12 protein-coding genes and 5 pseudogenes are annotated in these 16,444 nt (G+C 57.3%); 6 read left to right on the plus strand and 11 right to left on the minus strand.

Annotated features, from left to right (window positions below):
• The 5 genes and pseudogenes from FHT97_RS17665 to FHT97_RS17680 form a co-directional block, all read right to left on the minus strand.
• Positions 1–95, minus strand: a pseudogene (locus FHT97_RS17665) (IS5/IS1182 family transposase); the annotation flags it as partial.
• Between the two features lie 1,090 nt (positions 96–1,185).
• A pseudogene (locus FHT97_RS17670) lies at positions 1,186–2,227 on the minus strand (IS21 family transposase); the annotation flags it as partial.
• A 362-nt stretch (positions 2,228–2,589) separates the two neighbouring features.
• Positions 2,590–3,390, minus strand: a complete 801-nt coding sequence (locus tag FHT97_RS17675) for a hypothetical protein (RefSeq protein WP_246712661.1) — start codon at positions 3,388–3,390, stop codon at positions 2,590–2,592.
• An 85-nt stretch (positions 3,391–3,475) separates the two neighbouring features.
• A pseudogene (locus FHT97_RS30830) lies at positions 3,476–3,736 on the minus strand (hypothetical protein); the annotation flags it as partial.
• Between the two features lie 353 nt (positions 3,737–4,089).
• Positions 4,090–4,653 (minus strand): sugar O-acetyltransferase, encoded by a 564-nt coding sequence (locus tag FHT97_RS17680; protein WP_183757626.1) that lies wholly within the window; start codon positions 4,651–4,653, stop codon positions 4,090–4,092.
• A 464-nt stretch (positions 4,654–5,117) separates the two neighbouring features.
• Here FHT97_RS17680 and FHT97_RS17685 point away from each other — a divergent pair.
• Positions 5,118–6,015 (plus strand): annotated as a pseudogene (locus tag FHT97_RS17685) (dihydrodipicolinate synthase family protein); the annotation flags it as partial.
• Between the two features lie 298 nt (positions 6,016–6,313).
• Positions 6,314–7,963, plus strand: coding sequence for a glycoside hydrolase family 3 N-terminal domain-containing protein (locus FHT97_RS17690; RefSeq protein WP_183757624.1), 1,650 nt, complete (start codon positions 6,314–6,316; stop codon positions 7,961–7,963).
• A 67-nt stretch (positions 7,964–8,030) separates the two neighbouring features.
• On the opposite strand, the gene FHT97_RS17695 is transcribed toward FHT97_RS17690, so the two are convergent.
• Both FHT97_RS17695 and FHT97_RS17700 read right to left on the minus strand, forming a co-directional pair.
• Positions 8,031–9,035, minus strand: coding sequence for an inorganic phosphate transporter (locus FHT97_RS17695; RefSeq protein WP_183757622.1), 1,005 nt, complete (start codon positions 9,033–9,035; stop codon positions 8,031–8,033).
• Positions 9,035–9,679, minus strand: coding sequence for a DUF47 domain-containing protein (locus FHT97_RS17700; RefSeq protein WP_028758002.1), 645 nt, complete (start codon positions 9,677–9,679; stop codon positions 9,035–9,037). The genes FHT97_RS17695 and FHT97_RS17700 overlap by 1 nt, the downstream gene beginning before the upstream one ends.
• A gap of 303 nt (positions 9,680–9,982) precedes the next feature.
• On the opposite strand from FHT97_RS17700, the gene FHT97_RS17705 reads away from it, so the two are divergent.
• Positions 9,983–10,465, plus strand: coding sequence for a BA14K family protein (locus tag FHT97_RS17705; RefSeq protein WP_183757637.1), 483 nt, complete (start codon positions 9,983–9,985; stop codon positions 10,463–10,465).
• A gap of 92 nt (positions 10,466–10,557) precedes the next feature.
• Here the strand turns inward: FHT97_RS17705 and FHT97_RS17710 are convergent, their stop codons facing one another.
• The 4 genes from FHT97_RS17710 to FHT97_RS17720 form a co-directional block, all read right to left on the minus strand.
• Positions 10,558–10,881, minus strand: a complete 324-nt coding sequence (locus tag FHT97_RS17710; RefSeq protein ID WP_246712662.1) for an ATPase inhibitor subunit zeta — start codon at positions 10,879–10,881, stop codon at positions 10,558–10,560.
• 553 nt (positions 10,882–11,434) lie between these two features.
• Complete coding sequence (locus tag FHT97_RS30835) at positions 11,435–11,758, minus strand: hypothetical protein (protein WP_246712663.1); 324 nt, start codon at positions 11,756–11,758, stop codon at positions 11,435–11,437.
• Positions 11,758–12,342 carry a methyltransferase domain-containing protein gene (locus FHT97_RS30840; protein WP_246712664.1) on the minus strand — a complete coding sequence of 195 codons (585 nt, stop codon included), beginning with the start codon at positions 12,340–12,342 and terminating at the stop codon, positions 11,758–11,760. The genes FHT97_RS30835 and FHT97_RS30840 overlap by 1 nt, the downstream gene beginning before the upstream one ends.
• Positions 12,343–12,541: 199 nt before the next feature.
• Positions 12,542–14,482 carry a DNA/RNA non-specific endonuclease gene (locus FHT97_RS17720; protein ID WP_183863828.1) on the minus strand — a complete coding sequence of 647 codons (1,941 nt, stop codon included), beginning with the start codon at positions 14,480–14,482 and terminating at the stop codon, positions 12,542–12,544.
• A 525-nt stretch (positions 14,483–15,007) separates the two neighbouring features.
• Between FHT97_RS17720 and FHT97_RS17725 the strand changes: the two genes are divergently transcribed.
• The 3 genes and pseudogenes from FHT97_RS17725 (at position 15,008) to FHT97_RS31570 (ending at position 16,430) form a co-directional block, all read left to right on the plus strand.
• Complete coding sequence (locus FHT97_RS17725; RefSeq protein ID WP_183757619.1) at positions 15,008–15,238, plus strand: hypothetical protein; 231 nt, start codon at positions 15,008–15,010, stop codon at positions 15,236–15,238.
• 71 nt (positions 15,239–15,309) lie between these two features.
• Positions 15,310–15,768 (plus strand): annotated as a pseudogene (locus tag FHT97_RS17730) (flavin reductase).
• Between the two features lie 200 nt (positions 15,769–15,968).
• A complete protein-coding gene (locus FHT97_RS31570; RefSeq protein ID WP_183757617.1) occupies positions 15,969–16,430 on the plus strand; it encodes a hypothetical protein in 462 nt (153 codons plus the stop codon).
• The last annotated feature ends 14 nt before the right edge of the window (positions 16,431–16,444 follow it).

A 16,444-nucleotide genomic window follows, 5' to 3' on the forward strand; every position in this document is an offset into this window, starting at 1 on the left:
TCATCGACACGAGGAACGCCGCGAGGCTTGTTCGGCAGTAGGGACGAAATGATTGACCACTCGTGGTCGGTGAGTTCGTAGCGGCGGCGTGTCATGATAGCTCCTAATTCGGAAGCCTTGAATCACGCCGAACGCAATACGCCAAGAGAATTTATGAGTTTACGGCCTACGTCGCAACGATTGAAGATCCAGAAATTTACCGACGTCACGCTCGGTTGGCATCTCACCGTGATTGTCGCCGCGCAGGGCTCTCACCAATGGTTGTAGATCCACCTAAGACTGGCTGCTGCGAGCAGCAAAACAAAGACCGTATATAAGAAACGTTTTTGCCATCTCCGCTCTCTTTAAACGCGAACGTACAAGCAATATGCAGCCGGCGCGAAGTGAATGCGCCTGCTGCGTGCCGCTCAGCTACTCGCCGTCTCGAACCCGCTGAATGTAGCGCTTTCTGTCCTCCTCGGTTGCGCCAATCGATAGGTCCTGCCCCAGCTCAATACGCTGGGCTACAGGATGCCAGGGCCGTCCGGGGTTCTCCTTGGTCCATAGCTGCCTCGCACGTCGTTCGATTTCAGCGTCTTCCAAGCTGGTCTCCTCCGTTTCAACGAAGGTAGCACGGGTGGACTTTGGGCACGAGCTGGCTTGATGGAGCCTTTACAGAGCTATGGCCAATCCGAAATTGTTTTCCCGACAGATTACCGCGCCGTTCGGCTTCTCCACAGGTTGAGACCTGATGTTTGATATTCTAATGCTGATTCGATGCTTATTGGCGCGCGCTGGCTGTGCGACTTGCGACTACAAGCTGCAGGGTCAGTTCCTACCGTCCGCACCTCCAGGGGTCATTTTCTCAATTGGTCCGACACGCCACACACTCGGTTGGAAAAAAGCCCCGCTTATGCGAGCGGGGCAGGTGGTGACGAGGAAAGGAAAGAGGGGTGTGCGTAGGCCCTCTTCTGCGTCAAAAACAATCTAGCTTGCCGATTGGTTCCCGTCATCTAGCGTACAAATTAGAAGAGGCTTAAACATGTGCGCTCGCCGTAGCGCGACAGGACGCCGCAGTCGTTCGTCGAAGCTCAGGTCGTTTCCACGAGCTTGATCGAGGAGCTCCCGACAGGCCGTTGTTATGCCGGTCAGACCGAGCGCATTCATTTGCTCCAGTGTCGGATGTGTCAGCATCTGATGTCCTCTTTATTGATAGTAGGTTTTGCCGCGGATATTGCCGTGCTGCGGCGCCGGCTTCACGGCCTCGCTCATGGCCGGGGCCTGATCGAGACCGGATAGCTCAGGGCGTTAATTACCAGCGCCCGTTCGCAAGCCAGCTCACGTCGATCCGATTGCTGACGACGCGCCAGGGAGAGGACGCCTTGAGCAGATCGATACCCCGGTTCCGGGTGGGGCGATCGCTGAGTAGACGCTCGATAAACGTCGCCGTATTGGTCCGACCTTTGCTGCTTCACTGGGCAACGAGTGGGGTGTTGTGTCTGCATAATGTTGGTGCGCCTTGGGCATGTGTTCATTGACGGTGACGCGGCCTGCGCGCTGCGAGCTCCGGATGTGACTTGCGACACGTTTGTGATCGAAGAAGATCTCGAGCACTCGATACGTCAGCATGACATCGACCCGTCTTCCGATCAGCGCATGCGGCACGGAATAGAAGGTCTTGTCGACCTCGATATGGACCTTCGCCGTCTTCCATTCCGCGTGTTCGAACGGCGTTGAAGGCACCTCTCCAGCTGGGTGCGCTCGACCTCATCGAACAGCGCGCGTCGAGACTATCCATATAGCCGCATCGGTAGGGTATTGAGATCTTCGATCAAGGCGCTGATACGGATAGTAAGATCGACACGGCGAAAGAAGCGCTCGTTGCGAAGCCTGGCCAAGACCCACCTCTCCAAAATCAAAACTGTCCCTTCAACGGACTAATCTCGCCGGCCTGCCGGAACAACGGTTGTGTCGTAGTGCTCGGCGAAAGCGGCAAATGTCGCATTCAATGTCGGCTCGAACAAAAGAGCCCTGGCCACCGCTGACTTGAGGTTGTCGTCGATCGAGGTCTTGGTACGCCACCGAAGAAGCTGACGGCTCGCTGGTTGGCCTCAATCCAATCCGGCAGCTTCTGATTGACGCTGGCATAGGCGAAGGTCAGTTGCAAGGCGCTAAGCACAGCCGCGCGGATCTCGCCAGTCGACGGATCGATGATCGGGATCGTGTGGCCAGCATAGTCGCCTTCCATCGCCACGCCATCAACATGGCGGGGTGCGGTAGGTGGGCTTGAAGGCCTTGAAGGGGATCGACTTCAGGATCGGAATTGGCGTCGCCTGGAGCCGGAGGACCCGACCGCCACGCGCGACGACATCGTCGATATCGCACGGTCGATGGCGCGGGCGAAGCGGTGATCGCAATCTAAATGATCACCGGACTGCGTACCTGAAGCGACCATGGTCGCAAGCCCATACAGCGCGACAACCGGCCCAGGATCGCGACGACCGTACACGAATTCCGGCAGTCGACGAAAATGGTGGCTGGTTTCGTAAATGGCAAAGACGCCAGTTGGAACCGGTCGATCATTCGTCCGTTTGCGCAATGCGCCGTCTGTCAGTGCGGTGCTTGCCGGAAGTCACCGGTGTCGGAACCCCAGCGGTCGCATGCGCCTTTCACTCTTGTCTTGGCCTCGTCGAAAGCCTCTTCGCCATACAAGGATATGAAGCTCTGCTCATAGTATCCGTTGGCAGCCAATTTCTCATGAACATCCTTGGGGAGGGCGAGAGGGGACAGACGGCCGATTTCCTGGAAGTTATCCCGCCCCAGCCGCTCCATGAGGTGCAGGCTGTGTCTTGTCTCCACATTGACATTCACAAGTACCGTTTCTCTATCGGCACTTGGCTGGTCGGAAGGAACAATACGGCACTCGACAGAAATCTGTTCCGGCCATCCGTGCTGCTTGCCCTTTTCCGCCTCGGGAAAGAGGGAGTACTGCACTACGGTGCCAGTGGCGATGGACTGTTTAAAGGAATGCTGGACCTGAGGTGCGGGATGCTCGCATAGCAGCGCGTTCAATCGAGCAAGAATGGCATCTGCCGACCCGATCAAGGGCTGACTTCCGAGTATCGACAAGCGGAGTTGGCCGTCGCTGGCACGCGGCACGCTGAAGATATAGTTGGGACTGTTGAAATTCCTTTGTACGATTTTAAACGCGATCTGTGAGTCAACAAGATCATAGAAGAGACTCGAGGGTATCATGGTCTTTCTCCAATGAAAGAACACAAGGGGAAAAACACCGCCATCTGCCGGCTTTTCCTTGAGTTCCGTTTCGTTCTGACGGGCATTGGCGCCGATCGACCCAATCTCTTGCTTTCGCTGGACAGATTGCTTTGCTGCCCTTCGGCTCTGAACCATTCTCCATCTGTGGACGCCCCGGTGGTGCAAGAATGGTTTTCGGCGGCATTAGGCGCGAAGTCGGGTGCTGACATCGGTCTGGCCTTTCGCGCGACCGTTCATCCGTCGCTGGCCCGTATGGGAGTTCGCGGACCCGGTTCCAAATCAATGTGGCGTGCACATCATCACAAATGTCGTCGAGCCAGTTGTACATGACCATCCAGCTGTGTGTTGCCTCGACAACCGCATGAGACTGTCGATCGTTCTTCACCCGACCGGAGCGCAGCGTTTTGCCGCTTCTGTCCTGCGCCGGAGATGGCCGTAGGATCTGTGATAATCGCCGCCGGTGGTCATAAAAGGCAGTCATGCTTCCAACTCCCTTGTTGAGATCTGTGAAACCCCAATAAAGTAAGCCGAAAGGCTGGAAGTGTGACTGTCCCTCGATAATCATCTGCATCTCAGTGATCCGTTCTCTCAACGGGCGCCGCCTCTTTCATGCTACCTCCTCCTGATAGCTCTCGACGTAATAAGGAGAAACGCGCGGTACGTTGAATCGCGAGAGGAAACTGTGCAATTCGAATCGCTGTTCCTTCAGGGTGTCTCTGGTGGACCGCGATGTCAAATTCATTGGTCCGGTAATCATATGAGCCGGCTTGATTGATGAAGGAGCGACCCGTTCCAAGTCAGGCACCAAGTTCTTGTCTAAGCGATCAAGGAATCTCACGGCTCGTCCCGGCACATCTCTCGCGCAGGGTTTCCTACGACCGTTGCGCCTTGCGCCACGTTACGAGTGACGAGAGAGCCGGCGCCGATGATCGCGCCATCGCCGATGGTCACGCCCCCGAGGATGATTGCGCCGCCGCCGATCCAAACGTCAGCGCCGATTGCTACGGACCGGCCGATTTCCAAACCACTGCGCCTGAGGACTGGATCCCGGTGATGGTCGGCGCAATAGATGTGGACACCAGGCCCAAGCATGGAGCCATCACCAATTCGAACGCTAGCAGTGTCGAGGATGGTACAGCCGGCATTGAGATAGACACGATGGCCTAGTGAAATATTCATGCCGTAGGCACAGTGGAATGGTGCCTCAATGAAGGCATCTTCGGGCGCTTTCTCGAATAGCGCTTTCAGCGCTGGTGCAATATTGCCCCGACTTTCGGGGTCAAGTGTGTTGTGCTGATGCACCGCCTTGCGCGCGAACACGCGCAACGCATCGAGTTCCGGATCGAGGCAGCAATACCACTCTCCAGCAGCCATCTTCTGTCGTTCGCTGTTGCTCACGGGACGCTCCCTCAATTTGTCACAGGATCGATGATGGGCAAAATGCAAGCGACATCGCAACTGTCGAAATCGTGCCGTTCGGGCCCGCTTGCGCAACGGAAGCATAGGCTCGCTTCTTCCTCGCGAGATGAACCGGCCCTTCACCACAAGGATGGCGCGTGTGATGCGCGCCTGAGCCTTAAACGCGATTTGCGGCAGGGCGGTTTCATCTGAATTCGAGGCACCTCAAACACATTCGCAAACGCTCAAAGGGTACCCCATGGACGACTTGGTCGTGGTGGATGAAGATGGAGCGGTTTGGATCCCCGCAACTCTGCTTTGATGAGTGCTCTCAGCGCTACGGACCAGGAGCGAATGAAAGTATGGATGCTGGCGAGAATAAATTTGTGGCGTGCCATTGTAGGCCTCTATCCGATGAGTGCGGAAACCGAGGAGCGCGATCAAGCGTGAAAGGACAGCAAGAAATGACATTCGGTACCGAAACCAGCGGCGTATATGCGATTGCAACGACACCCCTTTTTTTGAGGACCGTTCGATCGACTTCAACTCGATAGACAAACTCATTGATTTCTATCAGAATAGCGGCTGCACCGGCATCACGATCCTCGGAATCATGGGCGAGGCGCCCAAAATGAAGCCTGAAGAAAGCCGCGCGATCGTAAAGCGGGTTGTCTCCCGCTCCAAAATTCCCGTCATCGTCGGCGTCTCGTCGCCAGGGTTTGTCAGCATGTGCTCTCTTACCCGCGACTCGATGGACATGGGCGCCGCTGGAGCATGATTGCACCGCCGCCGGCATTGCTAACAGACGACCAGATCGTCAACTACTTTGCCGGGGCAGTCGAGGCCGTCGGCGAGGATGTCCCATGGGTGCTACATGACTATCCATTGACGTTGACGATGGTCATGACGCCCGGGGCGATCGCGAAAATCGTCTCCATTCACCACTCACGCCTGAGGTTGAAGCATGAGGACTGGCCGGGCCTCGAAAAAGATCTCGACGCTCCGCGCCTTGCAGAAGTCGGGAGAATTGCGACACTTCTCCATTCGCTGCGGTAACGGCGGCATGTTTCTTGATTTCGAACCAGAGCGCGGCGCCGACGGAGCAATGTCCGGCTACGGTTTTCCCGACATGCTCACCGAGCTCGTGGGGCTGTTTGCCGCCGGAAAGCGGGAGGAGGCGCACGACCTGTTCGATGCACATTTGCCATTGATCCGGTATGAGCAGCAACTCGGCATTGGGTTGGCAGTGCGCAAACATGTGCTCAAGCGCCGGGGCATGATCGCTACGGATGCGCAACGCAAGCTCCCCAGATCCTCTCGGCCATGGCAAAGGCTGAGATCGATTATCTGCTGGCACGCTTGGTCGGCACGACAAGAGAGCGGCACTCTAAGAGATCGGCGATCCGCGAAGAAGTGTCACCGCGCAACGATGCAAATGATGGGGTTCGGGGAAGCATCCCCTCCAACGGGTTTGGCGGTGGCTTCATCTCAGGGGGCACTCACCTACTGGCGAGCATCGGGCCGTCGACTCGTCTGGCATAACGTCCGGTCGAGAGAGGTCCATCGGAAGACGGTTAGGGTCCGAGTGGATAGCGAGCTTCACGTGGCGGCTTCGGTGAACTACTCTACGGTCGTGGCAGATCGGCCGGAGGTAAGGGCTATGATATTCGATCATCTTGCTAATCCTCCATTCAACCTCGATGGTGACGGCATCGCATGGGTCAAGGCGCGTTTCGCCTCCTTGTCTGGCGAGGACAGGTTGCCTCAACTTTTCAATCTTGTTCTCTTCGGGAGCGATCCCAACGAGGTTGAGCGTCTGAAAGCCTTCCGACCGGGTAGTATCACGCGGTTCGGCGGTGCGGACGCGGCGAGCGAGCGCGCCCTGATCGCTTCCTTGAACATCGACCTGCCGACGCCGCTCCTTGTTTCCGCCGATCTCGAAGGCAGTCGGCTCGCGCTTTCAGGGGCGGCAGAGATGCCGAACCCGCTCGGGCTTGCGGCACTCGACGATGTGGAGGCGACCGCCGAGGTGAGCCGTATCATGGCCCAAGAGGCGCGTGCGGCCGGGATCAACTGGTCGTTCACACCGGTCCTCGACATCAATGCAGTTTTCCGCAGCCCCATCGTTGCGACGCGCGGCTTTGGTTCTGATGTCGCTGTGATCGAGCGGCATGCAATCACGCAGATGGAGGTCTTCCAGAAAAATGGCATTGCCTCGGCCGTCAAGCACTGGCCTGGGGAGGGGTTCGACGATCGCGATCAGCATCTGCTGACCACGATCAACCCGCTTGGGATGGAAGAGTGGGAGAACACTTTTGGCCGGCTCTACCGGCGGGCGATCGAAGCCGGTGCGTTGTCGGTGATGGCGGGCCATATCGCACTTCCAAGTTTCGTGAGGTTGATCACACCGGAGGCCGGGATCGAGGCCTTCCGTCCGGCATCGATCAGCCGTCTGCTGAACGTCGAACTGTTGCGCAAACGTCTTGGCTTCAATGGTCTGATCGTCTCCGATGCCACCCCGATGGCGGGACTCGGCTCATGGTCGAAGCGTTCAGAGCATCTGCCGGAGCTTATCTCCTCCGGCTGCGACGTCATTCTCTTTTCCGACAATTGTGATGCGGATCTCTCCTACCTCAAGGCAGCGCTTTCCGATGGCCGTCTGAGGGAAGAGAGGGTCGATGAGGCGCTGATACGCCAGCTGGGTCTGAAGGCGGCGCTTGGCCTGCACCGACCGCAGCAGCTGACAACAGTAGAGACGGAAAGGAACAAGGCCTATGCAGATGCCGTGTCGCGGCGGATCCCCACGCTCGTCAAGGATGTCGACAGCACCCTTCCGCTCGACCCGAAAAAGCACCGACGTGTCCTCGTCTTCAGCGGCGACATCGTCGTTCCGTTCTGGCCCGGGCCACAGCAATTTGTGCTGCCGGATTTTTTGAAAGACCATGGTTTCGAGGTGACGATACATACGCCGCAAATGGCGGTCGATACGAAGGATTTCGACCTCCTGCTGTACCTCCTCGGCGATGAAACACTTCTGACACGCGGGCGCATTTTTCTCGACTGGCTCAAGCTTACCGGCAATTTCGGCAATGCCATGTGGCGTGGCTGGCATGACGTCCCGACGGTGATGATCTCCTTTGGCTATCCATATCTTCTCTATGATGCGCCGCGGGTGCCGACCTACATCAACGCCTATTCGACGACCGAAACCATGCAGCGGGCAGTGGTGGACGCATTGCTCGGCAATGCGCCGTGGAACCGCAACAGCCCGGTCGATCCCTTCTGCGGATTGGGAGATGCTGGGTTTTGAAGCGTTGTCTTGAAGCGTGCCAGCGGCCGGCCGCCTCTGGCTAAGCTTGAAGCACGTGGGCGTGGTCCTAGCCGAAAAGGCTTGCCAGCCAGTAGAAGAGTGCGGAAATTGCTGCAGCGGCAGGCATCGTGATGATCCACGCAATCAGGATATTGCTGGCAAGGCCCCACCGCACGGCTGAAAGGCGGCGGGCTGCACCGACCCCGACAATTGCGCCGGTAATGGTATGGGTCGTAGATACCGGAATGCCGAGCCAAGTGGCACCGAAGAGGGTCAATGCTCCACCAGTTTCGGCGCAGAACCCCTGCATTGGGTTGAGGCGCGTGATTTTCGACCCCATGGTGTGGACGATGCGCCAGCCACCGAAGAGGGTGCCGAGTGCCATCGCGGTCTGGCAAGAGATGACCACCCAGAACGGCACGTAGAATTCCGAACCGAGATGACCCTGGCTGAACAACAATACGGCGATGATACCCATGGTCTTCTGCGCATCATTGCCGCCGTGCCCGAGTGAATAAAGAGAGGCGGACACGAACTGCATCACGCGGAACGTGCGATCGACAGCGAAAGGCGTCTGCCGCACGAACAGCCAGGACACGAGAAGCACCAGCAGCAATGCAAGGAAAAAGCCGATGGCCGGAGAGAAGAAAATCGCTCCGACTGTTTTCAGGAAGCCGCTCCAGACGATCGAAGCGAAACCCACCTTCGCCCAGCCTGCGCCGACGAGACCGCCAACGAGTGCATGCGACGAACTGGAAGGAATGCCGAAAATCCAGGTGACGACGTTCCAGATGATCGCCCCCATCAAGGCGGCGAAGATCACCTGTGGAGAGACGATGGCTGGATCAATGATCCCCGTTCCGACTGTCTGAGCCACATGCAGGCCGAAGAACGCAAAGGCAATAAAATTGAAGAATGCTGCCCAGACGACCGCGTATTGCGGACGGAGGACACGCGTAGACACGATTGTCGCAATGGAATTGGCCGCATCGTGCAATCCGTTGAGGAAATCGAAGATCAGCGCAATGATGATCAAGCCAACGAGCAGTGGCAAAGCTATCGAAACATCCATCAGACGTTCTCGATGACAATGCCGCTGATCTCATTGGCGACATCTTCGAACCGGTCGACGACCTTTTCGAGTTCGCCGTAGATTTCACTGCCGATCATGTAGGCCATGGCGTCGCCCCTAGCCCCGTGACGTCTGAACAGGTCTTTCAGGCCCTCGTCATGGAGTTCATCGGACCTCCCTTCGACGCGCGTGACCTCTTCCGCAATTGTCGAGAGTCGCTGGGCATTTGGGCCAAGCTTATCGAGAAGGGTAACGGCTTCCGCAATGAGCCTTGCTGCCTTGACGATCTCCCCACCCATCTGCTGCATCAGCGGATCGAAGCTCGATTGCTCGAACAATCGTATGGTTTTGACAGTCTTGTGCATCATGTCGATGGCATCGTCCATCGACTGGATAAGGTCCTTTATGTCGCCACGGTCGAAGGGTGTAATGAAGCTGCGCCTGACCGCAAGGAGTACCTCGCGTGTAATGTCGTCGGCCTCGTTCTCCAGCCCCACAATCCTTTGGCAATTTTTATCAAGGTCCTTGCCATTGAGAAGGTCGTTTAAAGCTTCCGCTGCATCGAGGACGACTTTCGAATGCTTCGAGTACATGTCGAAGAATCTGTCCTCCCGCGGCATCAGCTTGCGAAAAATGTTCATCATCAGGGGCCACTTCCAGGGGTGGGTGTAACTGTCATAAATCGGTAATAAATGCGGAGGAGTGCTCAGGGCAATGGGAAACCGATGGCAAGGTCAACTTATTCGTAGCAGCACGCAAACGCCGGCCACAGGACAGCGGGTCCTCTTCACTGGGCGCGCACTGGGTCCGGCATTTCTGTGCGGGCGGATGAAAAGCATGTTCCGGTGTCGACGCCGTCGCAGGGAACGATTTTCGACAAATTGCGTTCACCTTTGGTTCGGCAGGAGGGAAATATGCCCCTCCTCTTCGCTGGGGATGAGGCCGTCATGAAAAAGCTAGCCGTCGTAGCGTTGGGCCTGGTCACAAATGTTTCCGGAATTACGCCAGCCCAGGCGTTTCCGGCCATCAACCCGCCCGTGGTCGAGATGCAGCAGCGGACAGAACCCGTACAATGGCGGCATGGAGGAGGCGGCCACTGGTATGGCGGCCATTACCGTGGATACCACCATCACCACGGATCTGAATGGGGCTGGGCCCTGGGCGGCCTGGCTGTCGGTACGATCATTGGCGGCGCTTTGGCACAGCCGTACTACGGCCCGTACGATGACACGTTCTACGGCTCTTCCTACGGCTATTATTCCCGTCCTTACGGCTATTACCGGCCGTACCGCCAGTATGAGCCTTCGGTCGCCTATGAAGGGGGCAGCCATGTCAGTTGGTGTTACGCGCGCTATCGCACTTACAGGGCGTTCGACAACACCTTCCAGCCCTACTATGGACCCCGTCGTCAATGTGTAGGACCTTATTGAGGGGTTCCCTGTAGGACTTTTCGCAGCCGAACACCTCTGCTGTGAGGGGTGGGGCGGACCGAAACTGTCATTGTTCCTTCGAACGAAGCTCGTCACCTCATAAGGTTTCGTGCGATTTGCACCAGTGCGCCATCACTGGTGTCGGACGACTGTGCGGATTGGTTTCCGGCATTGAGCCAACATTGGTTCATCATCGCCAGAATTTCTTCATCGGACTGGACTATGCCCGCTGCGTCGAAATCGCTACGAATCTTGGCAAGAATATCATTTTGATTGACGTCGAAGGCCGCCTTTGCAAGGTCGTCCGAGTAGGTCTTCGTATCGCTCTCTATCAGGTTCAGCTTATTGGCAGCCCACATGCCGACCAGCTTGTTTCGTCTGGCCATTCTCATGGTGTCGATGCGCAGATTAGACATTGAAGCTCCTCCGTTGCGTTTAATTCCACCGAAATCGAAAGATACTGTGTCGAAGTGCTAGACGTTCGTGGTCTCCGCTCGCGCCAGCCCAATTGAGCAAGGGAGACCAGGCCATTGCCTTGTCTAAGAACGACGTGCTGTTGGCATGAACGTCTAATTGCTAATCAGTTGCCGCGCTCTTCTCCGCAATGGCGGAAGCATAGCACCCAAATCAAGTTCTTGCCTGTAGTTTCACTGCCAAGGGTTGGCAAGGGACTGGCTGCGCGGGGGTAAATTCGTGGGCCGCAAGGCCCGAACATGGTGACGCATTGGCGAATCTGCCTCGCGGGGAGCGGGAGGCAGCGTTCTTGGGCCCTGCCCAACAGAGGAGGACGCACTTCGCCTCCCTGCTGACGAGACGTCGTAGGCTGTCGTGCGGGATCTACATTTGGGTGGAGGTGGTCCGAAAATCGAGATCGCGTGTCGACTGCAGAGGATCGGCGTGCTGCAAAAACCGATCGCCCTCTGGGACGCCGTCGAGGAAGTGAGCAGGCTTTAAAAAGAGACAGTCAAATCAAGTCAACTCCGGTGCGAAACGGCCAAATTTATCGCCTTCGTAGGTTCGATCGAGCTTAACCTGGCGTGTCCCAACGATGACTGTGGCGGTTGAACGAAGTTGCACCTGGCCATCTTGAATGAAGCCTCGCGCCAGGGCCAGAACCTCGCCGCGGATTTGGGCTTGCGTCGCGGTATCGGCCCTAGCGAGCCCCGCCACGACAGGTGCCGCGATGTCGGTCATGAAGTCCCGATATTTCTCGGGAGACGCGTGGCTCATGGTAGATGAAACTTCCTCCTCGTGCAGATCTGTCAGGCCAGCGTCTTCGAAGGCGGTACGCATCAATCCTTCGGGCGCGCAACGAAAAAGTCCGGGCGAGCCGGGGGCGGGGCGGGCATCTCGATGTGACGCGAGATCGTCGACATGATCGTCGTTGCCCAGGGGTTTTTGTCAGGGCCGCTCCAGACGGCCGCGCATATCCGTGCTCCCGGCTTTGCCACACGTGCAAATTCTCGAGCGGCGACCGAGATTTCGGGAAAGAACATGAAGCCGAAGCGACAGAGTACGCTGTCGAAGGACGCATCTTGAAACGGCAAGGCGCCGGCATCGCAAACTCTGGTGTTGAAATTTGTCAGGCCACGGCGAGAGGCGTTCTCGGATGCTACTGCCAGCATGCGCTCCGAGAGATCGGTCACGGTTACATTTCCATGCGGCACCATTGTTGCCGCGGTGAGCCCGGGCTCGCCAGTTCCGGCGGCAACGTCAAGGACATGCGCGTCTTCCCTGAGGTGGGAGACCCTGAGCATCGCGTCGGCGAACGGGGCAAGCCAGCCAAGAACCAACTCGTCCCACTTCTTCCAGCCGGTGGAAAAACGATCCCATGTGTCTCGTTGCTGTTGGCGGATCTCATCGACGGTTCCAGGCATGGCTGTCACTCCGTGATAGACTTTCCATCTTCCATACTGCTCACTATGAGCCGTCTGGCTCACGATGCAATCCAACAGGCATGCCACAGTGCGGCGCATCTTGCGGGAGAACGTTGATCCTATACTCCGGTGATACCCAGCACATTGCCTGCCGCAAGCGCAGCATGCCAACAACGCACCCGAGTTCCCGGCAGTAGCGCTAGATGAGAATGTCGTTCACCGAGGTTATCCAGCGAGTTCGGCGCGTTGACTCCAGGCTGTTGTGGGAATCAAACTGCCGGATACGATCGAAGTTCAAACCAGTCTCCTGCTCAACTGTCGCAATCGTCGTCTGAATCTTGCGGGTCCGGAGCTCCTCGAAGCGATACGGAGCCAGTGCCTTGAAGACTTTGGCTTCGTATAGCGCGGCCACGTACTGCGTTTGGCCGACAATGAAGGCCGCCGCGGAAACCGTGCTCGGCGTTTTCTGAACGACCGCAATCTTCCAAAACGAGAGAGGTATCTTCCAAGGGCCACCCTTTCGATCCTTTCCATAAGGAGGGTCGTCGGGGCGATAGATCGGACCCTGTAAGACAGTCACCTTGCGCTCGGTCAACTGCGTCTGGTTGAGAACGTAGTCTTCGAGATTGCCCCAATCGACGTTGTTGTAGGTTTGGAACTGCGGAGCGGCGTTGGTGTAGTGAAACGAATCCTCGTCTCCTTCCCGTGCCTCTTCATCGCTTGCGCCCCACGCTGCATCGAAACGCCTTACGAGATGTCCGCGGCTGAACTGGATCTTGTCGGTTCCCTTGGCTTTTTCGTAAAACTCGCCGTCTGGTTGATACTCCGCAGCAATTCGAGCGTCGCGTCGAAAGCTCCCGGGACGATCGCCGGGATATCTGAGCTTAGATCCATTGATGTTGACGGCGGTGATTATCGCAAACTTGCGATCCTTGTGCATGACCACCGAAAACTTGTTGTAGGCGAGTTCATGGCCGTTGCCGCCAAGAAGAGGGGCGGCCTGGTCTTTCATCGGCTCAATAATCTCATCGAGTGGCAACGCTTCGGAAAGAAAATTGGGATCGTAGCCGTAGACCGTGTTTTGCTTCGACCAGCGTGTTGGCTTGTAGGGCTTCCCGTCGGCTTCAAGAACACTGTTCGCAGCGATCGCTATCTCCGGCACCATGGGTGTAAACCCGAGGGCCCCTTCTAGGCGATCAAGAGTGGGCAAGGCGTCATCGTTTTCCAGCCGGTGCTCCTCGAGGAGCTTGAAGATCGCGCTCACCCTGACACCTTCGTTTCCCAGCCACTTGACAGGCTCATTGGGCTTGGCCGGATCATAGGGTGCAGCGACGGCTTTGTGATGAAGGGCAACGACCTGCCATTGATCGTTCAACACCGGCGAGCCCGATGAACCTGGTTCGGTGTCGGTCAGGTAGTGAATGAACGATTCGAGGTGAAGATCCTTCAGATCGAGGTTGACGATCTGGTTTGCACGAATGCTGATCTGCTTCGGGCCGCCCCCTGGATGCTGGATGATCGTGACCCATTCGCCATCGACCGCCTTTCCTGACAAGGGCAGGAGGCTCAGCCATCCAAAGCGCTCAAGCGGAATTCCTTTGTCCGATACTGGAGCAACCGAGACGAACGTGACGTCGGCCTGCGGATCGGAGAAGAATATCTCCTGCGGCATCAGGTTGAACTGGATGGGCGATCCAAGGACACCGTCGATGTCGTGCTCGTATGCAAACTCAGCTTCAGCCTGGCCAGCCTCGTTTCTGTTGCCGAGAACGTGCGCATTCGTCAGGAGAAGACGCGGCCCGATAAGGAAGCCCGTCCCATACCACTCGCCACCCGGAGAGGGCACGCGGATCCGGCATACGGCTGCAGCAGCCCGCCTTCCGCGTTCCAGGTAGTTGATTGATGTCAGATCGCTCTCTCCGATGACACGCTCGAAGCCGGTGGGATCTGACTGTCGCGGCTCCAGGAGATCCTGTCGGATGGCAAGCCTCTCCAGCGACTCGGCAGGTTGCACAGTATCCCGGCTAGCCGCGACGTGGCGTGGAGCGCCTTTCATTTCTGCCATTGCTTTCGCGAGTTTCCGGTCGGTCGTTGTGACCAGGTCGCGACGGACACCTGCGAGATCTGTTAGGTCAGACATTGCTTCCTCGATATGCTTGGGGAACATTTCGAAATGCAACTCATGCCTGCAGCAATGGTGCCCGGATCGGGCCATCATCTCGCACTACTTTAAACTGTATGGTGTTCGTGGCAAGCCGACAGTTGTGGTGAAATCCGCATCCCTTCGAACTAGTCCGCTCTTTTGGCTCATCTTCTACGCATCATTTAGCTGCCTTTCGACCGGGTCTCAAAGGCGCTGGCCTTGGATGAGACGGGTCCGGTGCGGCAAGAAGGGCGGTGACATCTACGCGAGTGCCGACGCAAGACGATCCAGCAGGTCAATAGAGGCATTATGCTTTCCTCGCCCAAGATCACTCACAACTGTCCTATCGACGTCAGCGTCGCGGCAAGGTTCTCCTGCGTGAGGCCAAGCGCCGAGCGTAAGTGACGAACGTTCCAAGCAATACGAGCGCGGATTTCCAAAAACGTGGCCCAGCTTGATATTAAGAATACGATCCCGTCGTCCCGGCAGCAAAGACAGTTATAACGCCGAGGGTACTAGGAAGTGGCCTGCGTCAAGTACGGACGCGGGGGATGCGACCTGACCCGCATTTTCCTCGAACCGCCATCACCGGCCACTCAAATGGTGCTGGACGCGGCGAGGGCGGACGAGAGGGCTGCCGACGCCTACTACTATGGGTTTCCCCATCCTGAGAGCATCGTCCCCGCACTCACTGACATCAATGTCGCGCAAGCGTTCGCTGCGCGCTATGACATCAGGCAACCCGGAAACTGAGCGCCATGGTGGAGATTGAAACCGTGCCAAGCGAAGAGCCGATTGTTTCGACGGGTGCTTTTCGCGATGGCATGTCGCGTCTCGGCAGCGGCGTGAACATCATTACATCCAACGGTGCTTCTGGCCGACTTGGTTTCACGGCAACGGCCGTGTGCAGCGTGAGCGATACGCCCCCCTCGTTGCTCGTCTGCATGAACAGAAGCAGCCTGCAGAATGCGCCTCTGAAGAAAAATAGCGTCCTTTGCGTCAATGTCTTGTCGGCGAAGCAGCAGGCCCTGTCGCAGGTATTTTCAGGTGCCGACAAGATCGCGATGAATGAGCGGTTCTGACGTGCAGAATGGTCGACGCTGGCGACCGGTTCGCCGGTCCTGGCAGATGCCTGCGTCGCTTTCGATTGCGGGATCGTCACGGTCCTGGAGGTGAACACGCACAGTCTCATGATCTGCGAGGTTCTGGCGATCCAGGAACATCCGACGGTCAGCAGCCTGATCTATTTCGATCGAACGTATCATCCAGTGGGGAGGGGCTGACATGGTTTCCGGGTTTGATCTCGTCATTCGCGGCGGCCGGATTGCGACTGCAGCAGACTTTTCCTGCGACATTGGGATTGCCGGTGGCCCAAAACCTGTCGAAAGGTGCGTCGGAGATGGACGCGAAAGGACGACTTGTCCTGCCGAGTGGAATCGACAGCCATGTCCATCTCGACCAATATCAGGGCTAGGGAATTGTCATGGCCGACGGATTCGAAACCAGCAGTCGAAGTGCTGCGGCCGGAGGCAATACGTGCATCGTACCCTATGTCCTTCAGCGCCGCGGTCAGTCGTTGCGCGAAGCCGTCGCCGACTATCACGGCAAGGCTGATGGAAATTCGCTCGTCGACTACGGATTCCACCTGATCATCAGCGATGCGACACCGACCGTTCTTGGCCAGGAACTGCCGGCGCTGATAGCCGGTGGCTATACCTCCGTGAAGATCTTCATGACCTATGACGATCTTGTGCTGAGGGATCGCGAGATCCTCGAGGTCCTGAGCATCGCGCGCGAGTACGGGGCAATGGTCATGATCCACGCAGGATACGACCAGATCAAGTTCCTGACCGACAAGCTTGAGCAGGCCGGCAAGACAGCGCCCTATTATCACACTTGGTGGAAAGGGAAGCGACACATCGCGCGATCGCCCATGCCGAACTGATCGGAGTTCCCGTG

Source organism: Rhizobium sp. BK399 (assembly GCF_014194695.1).
In the GTDB taxonomy this organism is placed as follows: Bacteria; Pseudomonadota; Alphaproteobacteria; order Rhizobiales; family Rhizobiaceae; genus Rhizobium.